Annotated in this window: 4 protein-coding genes; 2 read left to right on the top strand and 2 right to left on the bottom strand. The window is 70.3% G+C overall.

Features of this window, described 5'->3' with window-relative positions; all coding sequences use genetic code 11:
• Positions 1–27: 27 nt before the first annotated feature.
• Complete coding sequence (locus Q7514_RS30695; protein WP_330137035.1) at positions 28–17,037, bottom strand: amino acid adenylation domain-containing protein; 17,010 nt, start codon at positions 17,035–17,037, stop codon at positions 28–30.
• 451 nt (positions 17,038–17,488) lie between these two features.
• On the opposite strand from Q7514_RS30695, the gene Q7514_RS30690 reads away from it, so the two are divergent.
• Positions 17,489–18,091: a hypothetical protein gene (locus Q7514_RS30690; RefSeq protein ID WP_330137034.1), complete on the top strand. Its 603-nt coding sequence runs from the start codon at positions 17,489–17,491 to the stop codon at positions 18,089–18,091.
• A gap of 29 nt (positions 18,092–18,120) precedes the next feature.
• On the opposite strand, the gene Q7514_RS30685 is transcribed toward Q7514_RS30690, so the two are convergent.
• Positions 18,121–18,453, bottom strand: a complete 333-nt coding sequence (locus Q7514_RS30685; RefSeq protein WP_330137033.1) for a hypothetical protein — start codon at positions 18,451–18,453, stop codon at positions 18,121–18,123.
• A gap of 182 nt (positions 18,454–18,635) precedes the next feature.
• On the opposite strand from Q7514_RS30685, the gene Q7514_RS30680 reads away from it, so the two are divergent.
• Complete coding sequence (locus Q7514_RS30680; RefSeq protein WP_054720842.1) at positions 18,636–18,971, top strand: RNA polymerase-binding protein RbpA; 336 nt, start codon at positions 18,636–18,638, stop codon at positions 18,969–18,971.
• Positions 18,972–19,175: the final 204 nt, after the last annotated feature.

Genomic DNA, 19,175 nt, shown 5'->3' with positions numbered 1-19,175 from the left:
GAGGAACCGGCCGAGTTGGGTGCCCCCTTACAACTCCGGGGGCACCACGACGAGGGTGGCGCCGACGCCGAAGGCCAGCAGGTATTCGAAGATCGACGCGTCGAAGCTCGGTGACGAGAAGTGCATGACGTTCGAACCCGGCCCCGCACCGAACCGCTCGCGTTGGTCGAGCGCGAAATTGTGCAGGCTGCGGTGGGTGGTCACCACACCCTTGGGGCGGCCGGTGGAACCGGAGGTGTAGATCAGGTAGGCGGCGTGATCGAGGTGCAGCGGTGTGAGCCGCTCGGCGTCGGTGATCGGTGCCGGGACGCCGGTGTCGGTGTGGAGATCACTGCTATGGAGGTCGAGCCATCGCACCGTGTCGGGCAACCCGTCGCGGTGCGCGGCGGTGGTGACCCCCACGGTCGCGCCGCAGTCCGCGAGCATGAACGCGACCCGCTCGGCCGGGTAACGCGGATCGACCGGCACGAACGCCGCCCCGGTCTTGGTGATCGCCCACATCGCGAGCACCGACTCGACGGAGCGGGCGATACCCAGCGCCACGACGGTGTCCGGTCCGGCGCCGTCGGCGATCAGGCGGTGGGCCACCGCATCCGACCGGGCATCGAGATCCCGGTAGGTGACCGCGACGTCACCGTCGGTCACCCCGATCGCGTCGGGGTACGCGGCCGCAGTGGCGGTGAACAACTCCGGCAGGGTCAGCGTCGAACCCCCGCCCGGGCCGCGTACCGGGGTCAGCGCGCCGCGTTCGGTGGCGGTGAGCACCGAGCGCTGTGCGAGCGGCGCGGCGGGGTCGCCGGTCAAGGTGGTCAGGGCCGCGATGATGCGGTCGGCGATGACCGCCACCTCGCTGCGGTCGAACACCTCGGGCAGGTACTTCATGCGCAGATGCATCGTGGTGTCGGTGTGCGCGACGATGCTCAGCGGATAGTGCGCCGAGTCGCGGCCGGTGATCCCGGTGATGCGCATGCCGGCGATGTCGGTGTCGGCGCTCATCCCGGCCGCGTCGATCGGGTACGACTCGAACACGGTCAACGTGTCGAACCGGACGGCGGCACCGACATGCCGATCGAGGGTGTTCAGATCCAGATGGTGATGATCGAGCAGCGCCGCTTGCTCGGCCTGCACCCGGTCGACGAGTGCCCCCACGGTGTCGCCGGGATGCACCGTGATCCGCACCGGGACGGTGTTGATGAACAATCCGACCATCGTTTCGATCCCCGCCACCTGCGGGGGCCGGCCGGAGACGGTCGCACCGAACACCACATCACTGCGGCCGGTGAGCGCGCCGAGCACCAACCCCCACGCGACCTGCACCACGGTGTTGACGGTGACCCCGCGCGCAGCGGCGACCGCGTCGATCCGCGCCGACAAGTCGGCGCTCACCTCGATGTCGAGGTCCTCGGAGACGCCGCCGGTAGCGCCGGTGCGGTGCTGCGGGGCGAGCAGGGTCGGCTGGTCGACCCCGGCGAGCGTGCGGAGGTAGGCGCCGAGCGAGGCGTCGGGGTCGCGGTCGGCGAGCCACGCCAGATACGTGCCGAAACTCTGGGGTCGTTCGAGGATCGAGGTGTCGTTGTCGGTGGCATACAGCACGAGCAGTTCCCGGATCAGGACCGGGGTGGACCAGCCGTCGAGCAGCAGGTGATGGTTCGTCAGGGCGATCCGGTGCCGGTCGGGGGCGATGTGCACGACGGTGACCCGCAGCAGTGGCGCGGCGGCGGTGTCGAATCGGGTGGTGCGGTCGGTGTCGAGCAGCCGGGTGGCGGCAGCGTCCGGATCCGGGTCGTCGCTGGTGTCCGCCACCGTGAACGGCACCTCGGTGTGTGTCGGCACGACCTGCACGTAGCCGTCGGCGCCGTCACCGGTGAACGCGACCCGCAGGTTGGGGTGCCGCGCCAGCAACGACTGCAATGCGCGCCGTAGCCGCGCGGGATCGAGCCGGCCGGTGACGTCGAGCACGAGCTGCACGACGTACGCGTCCGGGTCCTCCCCCGCGAGCAACGCGTGGAACAACAGACCGGTCTGCAGCGGCGCGGTCGGCCACACCGTCTCGAGCGGACCGTACCGGTCCTCGAGGTGTTCGAGGGTCGGCTGATCGAGCTGCACCAGCGGCAGGTCCGACGGGGTCAGTCCCCCGGCATGCGGGGTACGCGCGTGCCGCGCCAGCGCGGTCGCGGCGGCGGTGAACCGCGCGGCGAGCGCGGTGATGTCGGTATCGTCGAGCAGCCCGGTCGGGAACGACCAGAACGTGCGCAGCACCGGCCCGTCGGGGCCGTCGACCGTCACCGCATTGAGGTCGATCACGGCGGCGGCGGGCATGTCGGGGCTCTGCGTGCCGCCACGCCCGAACTCGCCGATCGGCAGCCACGGCACATCGGCGGCGGTGTCGGTGCCGACGGTAGGGCGACCGAGATAGTTGAAGCTGAGTTGCGGGGTGGCCAGCGCCGCCAGTTCGGTGGCGGTGTCGCCGGCGAGATACCGCAACAGGCCGAAGCCGACACCGTGGTCCGGTACCGCTGCGAGGTGTTCCTTGACGGCCTTGATCGCGCGTCCCGCAGCGGGGCCCCCGGCGAGCGCGTCGTCGACGTCGAGTCCGGCCAGGTCGAGGCGCAGCGGATGGATGGTGGTGAACCAGCCGACGGTGCCGGACAGGTCCGCGCCGTCGGCGGCGGTCGTCTCCCGGCCGTGTCCTTCGACGTTGAGGAGCACCTCGTCCTGGCGTTGCCCGCGGTCGCGGCGCCACGCGGTGACGGCGAGCGCGAAGGCGGTGAGCAGACCGTGCTCGACCGAACCGTGGAACCGGTCGGGCACCGTCGTGAGCAGTGCCTCGGTCACCGAGGTGGGCAGCACGGACTCCACCGTCGCGACGGTGTCGTTGACATCGAGGGCCGGATCGAACGGTCGATCCCCCACCGGGGGTTCGACGACATCGACGGTGCGGCGCCAGAACCCGAGTTCGGCGCGGCGCGCCGGATCGTGCGCAGAGGCGGTGAGGGCGTGCGCCCAGCGGCGCACCGATGTCCCCGTAGCAGGCGGCAGCGCCGCGGCCGGGGCGTCCGGGTCGAGACCGGCCGCCCACGCCGCCGCGAGGTCGGGCACCAGGATCCGCCACGACACCCCGTCGACCGCGAGATGGTGGATCACCAGTAGCAACCGGCCGGCGCCGGTCGCCGAGTCGAACCACACCACCTGCATCAGTACCCCGGCGGAGGGATCGAGCCGGTCCGCGGCCGCGTCCAGTTCGTGCGAGGCGAGGGTGAAGAACTCGTCGGTGTCGGCGGCGCTGGTGACCGGCACCCGGTGGATCACGGTGTCGGCGTGCACCGCACCGGGCGGGTCGACGTGCAGCGCGGCACCGCGCGGCCCGTCGATACTCCGGTACAGGCGGCCGCGGAGCATGTCGTGCCGATCGAGCAGTGTCTGGATCAAGGTGGTGAGCACGGGCCCGGTCAGGTCGGTCGGCAGCCGCAGCAGCACCGCCTGCGTGTACCGGTCGTAGCTGCCGCCACGCTCGAGCATCCAGTGCACGATCGGGGGCAGTGGCATCTCACCGACACCCCCACCGGGTAGTTCCGGTAACACGGTCGGCGCGGCGCTGGTGGCGGCGACCGCCGCGAGCCCTGCAGGGGTCTTGTGTTCGAACACGTCCCGCGGGGACAGTTCGAGCCCGGCGGCCTTGGCGCGCGACACCAACTGGATCGACATGATCGAGTCGCCGCCGAGGGAGAAGAACGAGTCGTCGACCCCGACGGTGTCGAGACCGAGCACCTGCGCGAACAACTCGACGAGCCGCGTCTCGCGGTCCCCGGCCGGGGCGCGGGTCACCGCGGAGCGCGCCGCGAAGTCAGGGGCGGGTAGCGCGCGGCGGTCGAGTTTGCCGGTGGCCCCCACCGGGAGGGCCTCGAGCACCACCAGGGTGGCGGGCACCATGTACGCGGCGAGGTCGGCTGCGACCTGCGCCAGCACGGTGTCGACGTCGAGGTCTGCCCCGGTTTCCGGTACGAGATAGCCGACGAGCCGGTCGGTGGCGGCGCGCTCGTCGTGGTGCACGACCACTACAGCGCGGGCGACACCGGCCGCGCGCAACAGGGCCGCTTCGATCTCGCCGAGTTCGATGCGGAATCCACGCATCTGGACCTGGAAGTCGCTGCGCCCCACGTATTCGACGTCGCCGTCGCGGGTGCGGCGGGCGAGGTCACCGGTGCGGTAGAGCCGCGTGCCGGAACTGCCGTGCGGGTCCGCGACGAAGCGGGTGGCCGTCAGATCGGGACGGTGCAGATAACCGCGGGTCAGCTGCCCACCGGAGACGTACAGTTCGCCGATCGTGCCGGCGGGAACCGGATGCAGCCGTGAATCGAGTATGTGCAGCTGCAGCGCCGGCAGCGGTGCACCGATGAGGCTGGCGTTCGCCTCCGCGGCCAGCGCGCGATCCAGCGGCAACGCGGTGACGTGCACAGTGGTTTCGGTGATGCCGTACATGTTCACCAAGGTGGGGGTGGTGTCGTCGTGCCTGCGGTACCAGCGGTCGAGCTGCGCCAGATCGAGGGCTTCGCCACCGAAGATGATCCAGCGCAACGGCAGCGGCGGGCCGCCGGCGGCCCGGTCTGCTTCGACGAGTTGCTGGAATGCGGTCGGTGTCTGGCTCAGGACGGTGATCTGTTCGCGGCGCAGCAATGCGAGGAACTCGTCGGGGGTGCGGGCGGTGTGGTAGTCGACGACGACGAGACGGCCGCCGTGCGCGAGGGCACCCCACAATTCCCACACCGAGAAGTCGAAGGCGTAGGAGTGGAACAGCGTCCACACGTCGTGCTGGTCGAAACCGAACTGCGGGTGCGTGTCGGTCATCAGGGTCACGACGGTGCGGTGCGGCACCACGACCCCCTTGGGGCGGCCGGTGGACCCGGACGTGTAGATCACGTACGCGATCTGATCCGGGTGCACCGGGCGCCGCTCCCCGTCGGTCAGGGGCGCGGTGGGTAACGCGGCGAGCCGGTCGAGCACGGCCTGCTCGTCGAGCAGCACCGTCTCGGGTGCGGTCTCGGGCATGAACGCGGCGTGCTCGGCGGTGGTGAGCACACACACCGGGTGGGCGTCGTCGAACATGAACGCGAGCCGCTCCGGCGGGTACGCCACGTCGATCGGCAGGTAACCGGCGCCGGCGTCGAGGATCGCGAGCAACGCGACGACGAGTTCACAGGTGCGGGGCAGCGCCACCGCGACGAGGGTGTCGGGGCCCGCCCCGTGATCGAGCAGCAGCCGGGCGAGGCGGTGGACCCGCTCCTCGAGTTGCCGGTAGGTCAGCTGCCCGTCGGCGGCGGTCACCGCGACCGCGTCGGGGTCCAGGGCGGCGCCGAGGCGGAACAGATCGAGCAGCGTGTCGCTGCTCGCCGCGGTATCGATCGTGGCGGTGGCGAGCACCGCGTGTTCCGGTTCGGTGAGCAGATCGAGATCGCCGATCGGGCGCTGCGGATCGGTGGTGACCGCGGTGAGCACCCGCACGAACCGGTCGGTGATCGCCGCGGCGGTCTCCGCGTCGAACAGATCGGTGGCGTAGGTGAACGCGCAGCTCAGACCAGCGCTGGGATTCTCCTGCACCGTGAGCTGCAGATCGAACTTCGCGATGTTCATGTCGGCGTCGAGGGCCTCGACGGTCAACTCCGGCAATTCGAGGTGGGCGCGCTCGGTGTTGCCAAATTCGAGAACCACCTGGAACAGCGGGGAATGATCGGTGGCGCGGGTCGGGGCGAGCGCGTCGACGAGCTTCTCGAAAGGCAGTTCGGTGTGCCCGAACGCCGCGAGATCGACCTCGCGGATGCGGTGCAGATGATCGCTGAACGACAACGCCCCGGTGATGGGGGTGCGCAACACCACGGTGTTGACGAACATGCCGACCAGGTCGTCGAGAGCGCGGTGCCCACGGCCGGCGACGGGGCTGCCGACGGCGATGTCGTCGGTGCCCGACAACCGGGCGAGCAGCACCGCCAAGGCGGTGTGCACCGTCATGAACACCGTCGCGTTGTGTGCGGCGGCGAGATCGACCAGCGCGGCGTGCACTGCGCGGTCGACGTCGAAGCGGTGCACGGCACCCCGGAACGACTGCTGCGGCGGCCTCGGCCGATCGGTGGGCAGCGGTAGCACCTCCGGAAGATCGGCGAGGGTGTCGCGCCAGAAGTCGAGTTGGGTCGCGGCGATCGACTCCGGGTCGGCGGGATCACCGAGCAGATCCTGTTGCCACAGGGCGTAATCGACGTACTGGACGGCCAGCGGCGGCAGATCCGGGGCGGCGCCACGGGTGCGGGCCGCATAGGCGGTCATCAGGTCACGGGCCAGCGGCGCCATCGATGCGCCGTCCGCGGCGATGTGATGCACCACCACGACCAGGATGTGCTCGGTGTCGGACAGTGCGAGCAGTGCCGCGCGGACCGGCACCGCGGTGGCCACATCGAAACCGGTGCCGATCAGGTCGGCGACGCGGCCGGGCAGGTCGGACTCCGCGATGGGTTCCGGGCGCAGTGTGAGCAGGACCTTCTCGGCGGTCGAGATGAGCTGCCGGGGTCCGTTCTCGTCGCCGGGATACCAGGTGCGCAGCGTCTCGTGCCGAGCCAGCAGATCCGACACGGCACCGTCGAGGGCAGCCGGGTCGAGGTGGCCGGTGAGTCGGATCGCGAGGGGGATGTTGTAGGCGGCGGAGGTGGTGTCGAACTGGTTGACGAACCACATCCGTTGCTGGGCGGGGGCGAGTGGGAGCCGTTCGGGGCGCACCGCGGCCACCAGCGGGGTGTGTGCGTGCCCGCCATGATCGTCGAGGACCCGCGCGGCGAGGCTCCGCACGGTGGGGGCCTCGAACAGGACTCGTACCCCGGCGTCGGTGCCGAGTGCGGCGTTCACGCGGGCCACGACGCGGGTGGCGATCAGGGAGTTGCCGCCGATGTCGAAGAAGTTGTCCTCCACCGACACCCGCTCGTGGCCGAGGATGTCGGCGAGGATGTCGGCGAGGACGTGTTCGAGGTCCGTGGCCGGTGGCCGGTAGTCACCGCCCGTGGCGGTCAGGTCCGGGATGGGCAGCGCCCGGTGGTCGAGTTTCCCGACGGGGGTCAGGGGGATCTCGTCGAGCACCACCACGGTCGTGGGCACCATGTGTGCGGGCAGGCGCGCGGCGACATGCGCGCGGACCGCGGCGGGGTCGATGTCGGTGCCGGTCTCGGGGAGCACGTAGGCGATCAGCACGGTGTCGCCGGAGGGTGCGGTGTGTCCGGCGGTGTGCGCGAACACCACGTGGTCGTGGCCGGTGAGGGCGGCGTCGATCTCGCCGAGTTCGATGCGGAAGCCACGGACCTTGACCTGGAAGTCGGAGCGGCCGAGATATTCGACGGTGTGGTCGGCGCGCCAGCGCACCACGTCGCCGGTGCGGTACATCCGTTCCCCGTCGAGGCCGTAGGGGTCCGCGACGAACCGGGCCGCGGTCAGGTCGGGGCGCCGGTGGTAGCCGCGGGCCACGCCGGGCCCACCGATGTACAGTTCGCCGGCCACCCCGACGGGCACGGGCCGCAGCCGGTCGTCGAGGACCACCTGGTGGAAGCCGACGGCGGGTCCGCCGACGGTGACGACCTCGTCGGGGTGCAGGGCAGGGCTGACGCTGGTTTCGATGGTGGCCTCGGACGGGCCATAGCCGTTGAACATCCGGCGGCCGGGTGCCCAGCGGGCGACGAGTTCCGGCGGGCATGCCTCACCGGCGACGACGAGGACGCGCAGGGTGTCGAGACCGTGCGGGTCGAGGGAGGCCAGGGCGGTGGGGGTGATGAACGCGTGGGTGACCTGGTGGTCGCGCAGGAGCCGGGCGAGTTCGTCGCCGCCGTACACGTCGGGCGGCACGATCACCAGGGTTGCGCCGGCGCAGAACGCCTTGGTGTATTCGAAGATCGACGCGTCGAAACTCGGGGACGCCAGGTGCGAGACGCGGGCGTGGTGGGTGATCGCGAAGTGGTCGCGGACCTCGGCGTTGAGGTTGGTCAGGCCCCGGTGGGTGACGACGACCCCCTTGGGGCGGCCGGTCGATCCGGAGGTGTAGATCAGGTAGGCGGGATGGTCGAACAGCAGCGGGGTGGTGCGGTCGGTGTCGGTGATCGGGTCGGTGGACGCCGCGGCGATGCGTTCGCGCTGGTCGGGGTCGTCGAGGACGAGCCACGGCACGGTCCCGGGCAGCCGGTCGCGGTGCTCGCGGGTGGTCAACCCGACAGCGGCGGCGCAGTCGGTGAGCATGTAGGCGATGCGTTCGGGTGGGTAGGTGGGGTCGACGGGCACGAACGCCGCGCCGGTCTTGGTGACCGCCCACACCGCCGCCACCGACTCGATGGACCGTGAAATACCCAGCGCCACCACACTTTCCGGTCCGACTCCGGTGCCGATGAGGAGGCGGGCGACGCGGGTGGACCAGTCGTCGAGTTCCCGATAGGTCACCTGACGGCCGCGGAACGACAACGCCACCGCGTCGGGCACGATCGCGGCGATGCCGGTGAGCATCTCCGGCCACTGCTGCGGCGAGACCGGGGGCCTGCCGCGGGCCGGGGCGAGGGCGGCCAGTTCGACACCGGTGACGATGCCGATGTCACCGACCGGGATATCGGCCCCCGACACAGTGGCCGGGTCGGCGCTGACGGCGTCGACGATGCGGGTGAACCGGTCCGCGAACGAGCCCACCGTGTCGCTGTCGAACAGATCGGTGGCATAGGTGAAGTACGCCGCGATCCCGGCCGGTCCCTCGTCGTCGACGGTTTCGGCGACCGACAATTGCAGATCGAACAGCGACAACGGCGCCGCGAGGTCGAGGACCCCGACGGTCAGATCCGGCAACGCCACCTCGGGACGCTCGGTGTCCTGGAATTCGAGCATCACCTGGAACAGCGGTGAATAGGCCGTAGACCGGGGCGGATCGAGGACCTCCACGAGACGCTCGAACGGAATGTCCGCGTGATCGAACGCTGCGAGGTCGTCGTCGCGGACCCGCTGCAGCAACGCCGCGAACGGTTCGGTGTCGTCGACACGGGTGCGCAACACGACGGTGTTGACGAACATGCCGATCAGGTCGTCGAGGTTGCGGTGCCCGCGACCCGCGACGGGAGTGCCGATCGTGATGTCCGAGGTCGACGACAACCGGGCGAGCAACACCGCCAGCGCCGCGTGCATCACCATGAACACCGACGTGTCGTACCGGCGCGCCAACGCCACCAACCGGCGGTGGGTCGCGGCATCGAGAGTGAACGGCACCCGGGCGCCGCGGCGGCTCTGCTGCACCGGGCGGGCCCGGTCGAGGGGCAGTTCGAGCAGTTCCGGGACCCCGTCGAGATGCTCGCGCCAGAACGACAATTGGCGCGCGGCGAGGGAGTCGGGGTCGGTCTCGTCGCCGAGCGCGCCGCGCTGCCACATCGTGTAGTCGGCGTACTGGATCGGCAGCGGCGCCCAGCCGGGGGTGTGCCCGGCGATGCGGGCGGTGTAGGCGGTGATGACGTCGCGGGCCAGTGGGCCGAGGGAGAATCCGTCGCCGGTGATGTGATGCAGCACCATCACGAGCACGTGCTCGCTCTCGGAGAGTGCGAGCAGCCGGATGCGGGCGGGAACTTCGACGGCGACGTCGAATCCGGTGGTGGCGATCTTGTCGATGTGCGCCGTCAGGGTGTCGGCGTCGACCACGGTGACGGTGAAGTCGGGTAGCGATGCCGCCGCGGCCGGGACGATCACCTGCACGGGGCCGGTGTCGGCGAACGGGTAGCGGGTGCGCAGCGATTCGTGGCGGGCGACGACGTCGGTGACCGCCGCGCGCAGGGTGTCCAGTTCCAGGCGTCCGGTCAAGCGCAGCGCCACGGCGATGTTGTAGGCCGGGGAGGTGGTGTCGAACTGGTTGATGAACCACATCCGTTGTTGCGCCGGGGACAGCGGCAGCGGATCGGGGCGCGGCCCGGCGGTCAGGGGGGGACGCGCCGCGGCGGGGGCGTCGACGGAGGTGCGGTGCACGTGGTCGAGCACTGCCGCGACGGTCGGATTGTCGAACAGGTCGCGGATGCCGAGGTCGGTGCCGAGGGCGGTCGACAGACGCGCGGCGAGCCGCATCGCGAGCAGGGAGCCGCCGCCGAGGTCGAGGAAGCTGTCGTGCAACCCCACGCGGGGTACGTCGAGCAGTTCGGCGAAGGTGTCGGCCACGAGTTGTTCGACGGGGGTGCGCGGCGGGCTGTACGCGCGGTCGGGTGCGGACTTCTCGGGAGCGGGGAGGGCGTCGCGGTCGAGTTTGCCGTTGACACCGACCGGGAACCGGTCGAGCACGAGCAGCGTGGTGGGCACCATGTAGTCGGGGAGCCGCTGCGCGAGCGCATCGGTGACCGCGGCGGTGTCGATGCTGCGGTCGGGGTGCGGCACCACGTAACCGGTGAGCACGTCGTCGGCGAGGTGATGGACGAGCACCGCGGCCTGCGCGACGTCGGGATGGCTGCGCAGGGCGTGTTCGATCTCGCCGAGTTCGATGCGCAGGCCGCGGACCTTGACCTGGAAGTCGGTGCGGCCCAGGTACAGCAGGGCGCCGTCGCGGCGGCGGGCGGCGAGGTCGCCGGTGCGGTACATCCGCTCCCCCGGGTGTCCGTGCGGGTCGGCGACGAACCGGTCGGCGGTCAGGGCGCCGCGACCGAGGTAACCGCGGGCGAGCTGCACCCCGGCGAGATACAGTTCGCCGACCGCCCCGACGGGCACCGGGTGCAAGCGGGTGTCGAGGACGTAGGCGCGGGTGTTCCACACCGGGCTGCCGAGGGGCACGGTGCCGGTGTCGTCGTCGCTGGTGGTCCAGGCGGTGACGTCGACGGCGGCTTCGGTGGGCCCGTACAGGTTGTGCAACCCGCTCTGCGGGAAGGCGTGGCGGGTCGCGGCGGCGGTTTCCGGGGGCAGGGCCTCACCCGAGGCGAACAGGTGCCGCAGCGAAGCGCCGGCTCCCGGCCGGGTCTCGGCGGTAGCGGTGAACACGGCGAGCATGGACGGCACGAAATGCGCGACGGTGATCCGCTGCGCGTCGATGAGATCGAGCAGATAGTCGGGGTCGCGGTGACCGCCGGGTGCGGCGAGCACGAGCCGCGCCCCGGTGTGCAGGGGCCAGAAGAACTCCCACACCGACACGTCGAACGTCGCGGGAGTTTTCTGCAGCACGCTGTCGGCGGCGGTCAGCGGATAGGCGTGCTGCATCCAGCGCAGCCGGTTGACGATGGCGCGGTGACTCACCGCCACGCCCTTGGGGCGGCCGGTGGAGCCGGAGGTGTAGATGACGTAGGCGAGGTCGTCGCCGGCGGCGGGGCGACGATCGGTGGCGGTCAGTGGGGCGTCGGATTCGTCGCCGGTGTCGAGGGTGTCGAGATACAGGACCTCGACCTCGGAGCCCGCGAGGCAGGCGGCGTCGGTGGTGACGGTCAGGACGAGCGTGGGGCGGGCGCTGCCGAGCACATAGCCGGTGCGGTCGGCGGGGTGTTCGGGGTCGAGCGGCAGGTAGGCGGCGCCGGTCTTGACGATGGCGTACATGCCCACGAGCAGGTCCAGCGACCGGGACACGGCCAGGCCGACGATCCGGCCGGGTCCGGCACCGCGACGCAGCAGGACCCGGGCGAGACGGTTGGTGGCGGCATCGAATTCGGCGTAGCCGAGGGTGCGCTCCCCGGCGACGACGGCGGGGGCGTCCGGGGTGGCGGCGACCTGCGCGGTGAACGGGTCGAGGAGGGTGTCGCCGGCGGGCAGCGCCGCGGTGGTGCTGTTCCATTGGTCGAGCACCCGGGTGCGTTCCTCGGCGGTGAGGAGGTCGAGGTCGCCGACGGCGCGACCGGGGGCGGTCACCGCGGCGGTGATCAGCCGCACGAGGCGGTCGGTGAGTCCGGCGGCAGTGTCGGCGTCGAACAGGTCGGTGGCGTACGACAGCGCGCCGTGCAGCGAGTCGATGCTCCCGTCGGGACCCGGGATCTCCGCGACCGTCAGGTGCAGATCGAATTTGGTGGTGGCGGTGTCGATTTCTGCGATGTCGACGGTCAGGTCCGGCAGTTCCAGATGGGCGGTGTCGTTGTTCTGGAACGCGAGCATCACCTGGAACAGCGGCGAATGCGCCGCCGACCGGTCCCCGGCGAGCAGGTCGACGAGCGCATCGAACGGCAGATCGGCGTGCGCGAATGCTTCGAGGTCGCCGTCGCGGACCGCCTGCAGATAGGTGCCGAACGGCATCGCCGACGGCACCGCGGTGCGCAGCGCGACGGTGTTGACGAACATGCCCACCAGGTCGTCGAGCTCGGGTTCCCCGCGACCCGAGACAGGGGTGCCGATGGTGACGTCGTCGCTGCCGGACAGGCGCGCGACCAGCAGACTCAGCGCGGCGTGCACCACCATGAACTCGGTGGCGCCGTGCGCGTGCGCAACCGCGGTGATCTTCCGGTACAGCACGGGGTCGAGGTCGAATTCGACGGTGGCGCCGCGGTACGACTGGGCCGGGGGCCGCGGCCGGTCGGTGGGCAACGCACTGATCTCCGGGGCGCCGGCGAGGCGGGTGCGCCAGAAGTCGAGTTGCTCGGTGGCGCGGGATGCGGTGTCGTCGACGGTGCCGAGTACCTCGTCGAACCACAGGGTGTAGTCGGCGTACTGGACGGGCAGTGCGTCCCACTGTGGGCTCTGCCCGTCACGGCGCGCGAGATAGGCGGTCATCAGGTCGCGGGCCAGCGGGGCCAGGGACGCACCGTCCGCGGCGATGTGGTGGACGACGACGGCGACGACGTGATGCTCATCGTGCACCCGCAGCAGCCGCATCCGCACCGGCGGGTCGACGGTGACGTCGAATCCGGCGGTGACGACCTCGGCGACCGCCGACTCGAGGTCGGCCAGGGCGACGGGGGTCGGAATCGGATCGAGGTCGATCTCCGTGGCCGGCAGGATCTGCTGGATCGGGCCGTCGGCGGTCGCCGGGAACCGGGTGCGCAGCGCCTCGTGCCGGTGGAGCAGATCGTGCACTGCGGCGGTGAGCGCCGCGACGTCCAGCGTGCCGGTCAGGGTGATGGCGACGGGGATGTTGTAGGCGGCGGAGGTGGTGTCGAGCTGGTTGACGAACCACAGTCGCCGTTGGGCGGCGGACACCGGTACCTGCTCGGGTCGGGGGCGGGTCGTCAGCGGCACCCGTGTGAGGCGGTGCGCGGCGCCGCCGCCCGCGTCGAGGTGCGCGGCGAGGGCCCGCACGGTGGGGGCCTCGAACAGGGTCCGTACCCCCACGTCGGTGGTGAATGCGTCGCCCAGGCGGGCCACCACCCGGGTGGCGATCAGGGAGTTGCCGCCGAGGTCGAAGAAACTGTCGTCGAGCCCGACCCGATCGACCCCGAGCTGGTCGGTGAGGATCTGCGCCACCGCGGTTTCCGTGGGTGAGAGCGGTTCGGTGCCGTCCGAGGCGGAGGTGAACACCGGTTCGGGCAGGGCGCGGCGGTCGAGTTTGCCGACGGGAGTCAACGGGATGTGGTCGAGCACCACCAGCGCGGCCGGGATCATGTGTGCGGGCAACCGCTGCCGCAGGTGCTCGATCACGGTGTCGGTGTCGATGATCCGACCGGTTTCGGGCAGCACGTACGCCACGAGCATCGGATCCCCGGAGGGCGCGGTGCGGCCGAGGGTGACGGCGAACGCGACGGTCGGGTGGTCGGTCAGGGCGGCGTCGATCTCGCCGAGTTCGATGCGGAAGCCGCGGATCTTGATCTGAAAATCGGAGCGTCCGAGATATTCGATGGTGCTGTCGTGATGCCAGCGCACCACGTCACCGGTGCGGTAGGTGCGGGATCCGGGTGCACCGTAGGGGTCGGCGACGAACCGGGTCGCGGTCAGGCCGGGACGGTCGAAGTAGCCGCGGGTGACGCCGGCACCCCCGATGTACAGTTCGCCCGCCACCCCGCGCGGCACCGGATGCAGCCGAGTGTCGAGGACCACTTCGGTGACCCCGCACACCGGCGCCCCGAGGGTGACGGTCTCCCCGGCGACGAGCGGTTCGGTGATGTTGACGACGATGGTGGTTTCGGTCGGTCCGTAGGCGTTGAACATCCGCCGCCCGGGTGCCCACCGCGCGGCGAGTTCCGGTGGGCAGGCCTCCCCGGCGACGGTGATCGATCCGGCCTGCAGGCGGGCCGGGTCGAGGGACGCCAACGCTGCGGGGGTCGAGAACATGTGGGTGACACGTTCGTGGTTGAGCAGGTCGGTCAGTTCGTCGCCGCCGTACACGGTGGCCGGGACCACCACGAGGGTCGCCCCGACCCCGAACGCGGTCATGTATTCGAAGATCGACGCGTCGAAGCTCGGCGACGAGAAATGCGAGACCCGCGCGGTGGGAGGTGGGGCGAGCCGGGTGTGCAGGGTCGCCGACAGATTCGCCAGGCCGCGGTGCGGCACGAGCACACCTTTGGGGCGGCCGGTGGAACCGGAGGTGTAGATCAGGTAGGCGGCGTGATCGAAGTGCAGGTCGCAGGGCCGGTCCGCGTCGGTGACGGGGGCACCGGCGGTGTGCTCGATGCGGTCGCGCAGGTCCGGGTCGTCGAGTTCGAGCCAGGGCACCAGGTCGGGTAGTTGTGGCCGATGTGTACCGGTGGTCAGGCCGAGCACGGCACCGGAATCGGTGAGCATGTATTCGATGCGGTCGAGCGGGTACGCCGGGTCGATCGGCACGAACGCCGCGCCGGCCTTGGCGACCGCCCACAGCGCAGCGACCGATTCGACGGAACGTGCGATTCCCAACGCGACGATGCGTTCCGGTCCGGCACCCGCGTCGATGAGGATGCGGGCGAGCCGGTTGGACCACAGGTCGAGTTCGCCGTAGGTCACCGAGCGGTCGCCGCACACGACGGCGGGGCTGTCGGGGACGATCGCGGCGACCGCGGAGAGCAGTTCGGGCCACAGCTGTGGGGACATCGCCGGGCGTCCGCGCGCGGGCAGGAGTCCGTCCGGTTCGCCCTCGGCGACCAGGGGCAGGTCACCGACCGGGCAGTCCGGGTCGGTGACCGCGGCGGTCAGGACGCGGCCGAGCCGGGTGACGACGTCTTCGGCGGTGTGCGCGTCGAGGTCGGTGCGGCGGAAGACGGCGTGCACTGCCATGCTGTCGTCGGTGATCGCGATGTGCAGGGTCAAGGCGGCGGACGTGTCCGACGCGAGGGATGCCTGCACCGGGGCGGTCGATGCGGTGGGTCCGGTGACCGACAGGACCACCGGTGGGATCGGGACGGTGCCGGCTGCGGCGAGGTCGTCGGCGCTGACCTCGGCGTAGACCGCGGCCTCGGTGTCGAGCGCCGTGAGGCGGGTGAGCAGCGCGGTGAACGAGTCGGCGCCGTCGACGCGTGCGCACAGCGGCAATACCACCGTGGGGCCGGGCCGTCCGACGACGGTGTTCTCCTCGGCGGTCAGCCGGGCCTCGACGATCGCGGTGGCGGCGTGCAGCACCGGATACCAGGGGTCGTCATACCAGGGGTCGCCGAGGTGGCCGGACAGGGCCGCCAGCTCGTAGCGGGTGACGGGCAGGGCCACATCGACCGTGCCCAGCGTGTCGTCGTCGGTGCCGGCAGGGAACGCGGCGGCGGGGGTGGTGCGCGGCAGCCGGAGCTGTTCCGGGGCTCCGGCGAGGGTGCGGCGCCAGAATTCCGTGGTGGCCACGGCGTGCCGATGTCGCCGACCGATCTCGGCGGTGACCGCGTCGATGCGGTCGAGCGGGGTGTCTGCGGAGGCACGCAGGAACTCGTCGAGCAATGTGACGAACGCGGTGTGGTGCGCGACGAGTTCGCCGCGGTCGTAGCGATGCGGATTGCCGCGGAAATCGATGAAGGTCTTCGCGGGGGTCCCGCTCTGATAGATGTTGACCAGCAGGTCCTCGACGGGGCCGGAGGTCATGATGTGGAATTCCCCGCGGATGTCCCCGAGGGTGATCTCCTGGTGGAAGAGCATGACGTTGACCATCGGCCCGGCGTAGCGGGTCGGATCCCCGGCGGCGCCGCTTTCGCGGCGGATGTCCTCGAGGCTGAAGCGTTGGTGCCGCAGCGCGCCGGTGAGTTCGAGCTGCACCCGGTGTACCAGGTCGTGGCGGGTGTCGTCGGCGGCGAGCCCGATGTGCAGTGGCGCGGTGTTGACGAGCATGCCGCCGCTGCGCCGCACGACGGCGGTGGTGCGTGCCGAGACAGGCAGGTTGATCACCACGTCGTCGTGGCCGGTCATGCGCGCCAGATAGGTCGCGAAGGCAGCGATGACCGTGGCGGTGGACGACGAACCGGCGGTGTCGTCGGTCACGGTCAGGGCCTGCACCAGGTCGTCCGGTAGTGCGGTGCCGGTGAGCAGGCTCTGCGCAGCCGTCGGTGCGTCGCGGTGCGCGAGGGTCGATCCGTCCTCGAGCCCGGCGACGCGTTCGAGCCAGTAGTCGCGGTCGGAGGCGTAGCGGGTGGAGCTGTGGTAGTCGCGGTCCCAGTCGTAGAGGGTGCGCAGGTCCGCGGCGCGCGCGGCTTCGGGTTCACGCTGCTCGTGTGCTGCGGTGTACAGCGCGGCGGCCCGGTTGAGCATGGTCATCGCGGCGTAGCCGTCGAGCGCGACGTGGTGGATGCGGGTGTACCAGAGATACCGCTCGTCGGCGACCTGCAGGATCGCCATGTTCACCAGCAGATCGGTGGTCAGGTCGACCGGTCGGGCGTAGTCGGCCTCCATCCAGTCCTGGGCGGCGCGCAGCGGGTCGGATTCACCGCGGAAGTCGAATTGCGGGATCGTCTCGGACGCGATGGAGCTGTCGACGACCTGGTACGGCTCGCCGTCGACCTCGAGGATCCGCAGGTAGGCGGATTGGAATTCGCTGCCGGCGAGGTACGAGACCCGGCACAGCAGATCGATGTCGACGTCGCCGTGCAGGTCGATGTACTGGGCGATGCAGATCGGCACGTGCGGTGCGAGTTGCTGAGCGAACCAGATCGACCGTTGCGCGGACGACAGCGGGAAGGCGCCTTCGGGCAGCGCCGACTCATGAGATCGCAACGACATTACCCCTCCGAGAAGCGATGTGGCCGAAACCGGCGCGCCCCGACACCGCGTCATGGTGGCTCCAGCGATGCCCCATTTTTCCGGTCGTGCATTCTTCCGTGTGATCGGAAGCACTCCCCAAGCTAGACCACATCCGTTGCGCCCCGGTGCGGTTTCGCGCCGCAGAAAAGCCGACGGGGACGAATGCGATACCGATCGGTAATCGGGGCCGAACCGGAATCGGATCTGCCCCGCGCACGTCCGCGAGAACAATTACATTTCCATCGCGATTCGATCACCGTTCGATACGCGAATCCGAAATGTCGGGTTTTCGACGACAAATGTCGAAACGGCGCGAAACTCGGGCTCGGTGCCTATCCTCGGAACTCGGATCACACCTGTCCCACTACTTGCGGTATCCGACCGTTTTCCCTCTGACGCACAACTCCCACACCCGACGAAGGAGCATCAGATGTCGCGTCGCCGGTTTGCCCGCTCACTCGGTGTCCTGTTCGCGGCGGCGATCGCCGTCGCGGTCCCCACCCACGCCGCCGCCGATACCGCACCCGCCGGGGTGCCCGTCGACCAACTGCGCGCCGAGCTCGCCGGGTCGCCGGACCTCGTCGACGCCCTCGACCGGCTCGTCGATGCCGCCCGCACCCCCACGATTCTCGAGCCGCCGCCCCGCAACATCCCGCAGCCGTTCATGTCACCCGCGCCGTCGGTCGGCCCGGGCTGTGGCGGCGGGTTCACCCCGTTCGCGATGACCTCCGGGTGGGCGCACCCCGGTCCGCACGCCAATCCGGATATCGGGTTCGGGGAGATGAAGGTCTATGTGCAACCGACCATCCCCGTCCAACCCGCCGCCGCCGACCTGAAGTTCGTGTGGATGAACATGGAGAACTTCCGGGCCGGTGTCGCCACCCTCGACGACCGGATCGGTGGGGTCCCGCAACTGTCCACCACCATTGCACCGGGGCCCGGCCCCGTCATGGCGGCACTGTTCGGCTCGGTGCAATACGTCAACGGCGCATTCTGCCAGGTCGTGTACACCATGGGCGGTTTCTTCGTCTGACCGAACCGCACACCGCCCGGACACCGATCTCAGCGCAGTCGTTCGGCTGCCCGCGCCAACTCCACCAATTCGGCACACAACCGGCGCAGTTCCACCTGACCGGCACCTTCGTCGACGGCGGTCGCCACATCCTCGGCGGCGCATCGCACCTCGAACGCCCGATCGGTCAGGGCCTCGGCCTCCAACGCCGACAGCACCACGGCATCGGCCGCGAGCCCAGTGCTCGCCGCGGTGGCGCGCTGCTCGTAGGCGCGTTGACGGCACGACCGGCGGCAATAGCGACGCCGGCGTCCCGTCCCGATCTCCGGCACCGGCCGCCCACACCACAGACAACTCGCTGGTCTGCGCTCCCGTCCGGCCATAGGGTGACACGTTACCGAGCGCAGAACCCGTGCCGGTAAACTGGCAGATCGGCCGTGTCCCCGGTTCGGGAACGGATTCGACCCCGCCGACGTTGACATGGTGTGGACGTGGGTACCGTCCGGCACACGCCGCGTCGGTGCCGGGCCCCACCGGGCGGAGCATTACGAGAGAGGACACCACCATGGCAGATCGTGTACTGCGAGGCAGCCGACTCGGGGCGGTGAGCTACGAGACCGACCGTGACCACGATCTTGCGCCGCGTCGGATGGCACGCTACCGCTGCGACAACGGCGAAGAGTTCGACGTGCCGTTCGCCGACGAAGCCGAGATCCCCGGTACCTGGATGTGCAAGAACGGCCTCGAAGGAACCCTCATCGAGGGAGCTGCACCGGAGCCGAAGAAGACCAAGCCGCCGCGCACCCATTGGGACATGCTGCTCGAGCGTCGCTCGGTCGAGGATCTCGAGGAACTGCTCAAGGAACGCCTCGACCTGATCAAGAGCAAGCGGCGCGGCTGAACGACCCACCGGGTGCCTGCCACCCGGGCCTGCGCAACCGGTGATGCCGTTGCGGGAATTACTTCCCGCAACGGCATTTCCTTTCCCCAGGGGGATGCGGGACCGGTGAGGTCGCGGACACGCCACAAAAAGATCAAATGGCGGGCACTCGTGCGGATCGGCGTGCAATTATGGGCGAACCCGCCGGACGAGAACATTCGGCGG

The sequence above is a fragment of the Rhodococcus artemisiae genome, assembly GCF_036327795.1.
Taxonomy (GTDB): Bacteria; Actinomycetota; Actinomycetes; order Mycobacteriales; family Mycobacteriaceae; genus Rhodococcus; species Rhodococcus artemisiae.
This window is presented reverse-complemented; position numbering and strand designations above follow the sequence as displayed.

What these genes read in the sequence shown, in the direction of transcription:
- Q7514_RS30695 (WP_330137035.1), bottom strand. Translation starts at nt 17,037, where the DNA reads ATGTCGTTGCGATCTCATGAGTCGGCGCTGCCCGAAGGCGCCTTCCCG.
- Q7514_RS30690 (WP_330137034.1), top strand. Translation starts at nt 17,489, where the DNA reads ATGTCGCGTCGCCGGTTTGCCCGCTCACTCGGTGTCCTGTTCGCGGCG.
- Q7514_RS30685 (WP_330137033.1), bottom strand. Translation starts at nt 18,453, where the DNA reads ATGGCCGGACGGGAGCGCAGACCAGCGAGTTGTCTGTGGTGTGGGCGG.
- Q7514_RS30680 (WP_054720842.1), top strand. Translation starts at nt 18,636, where the DNA reads ATGGCAGATCGTGTACTGCGAGGCAGCCGACTCGGGGCGGTGAGCTAC.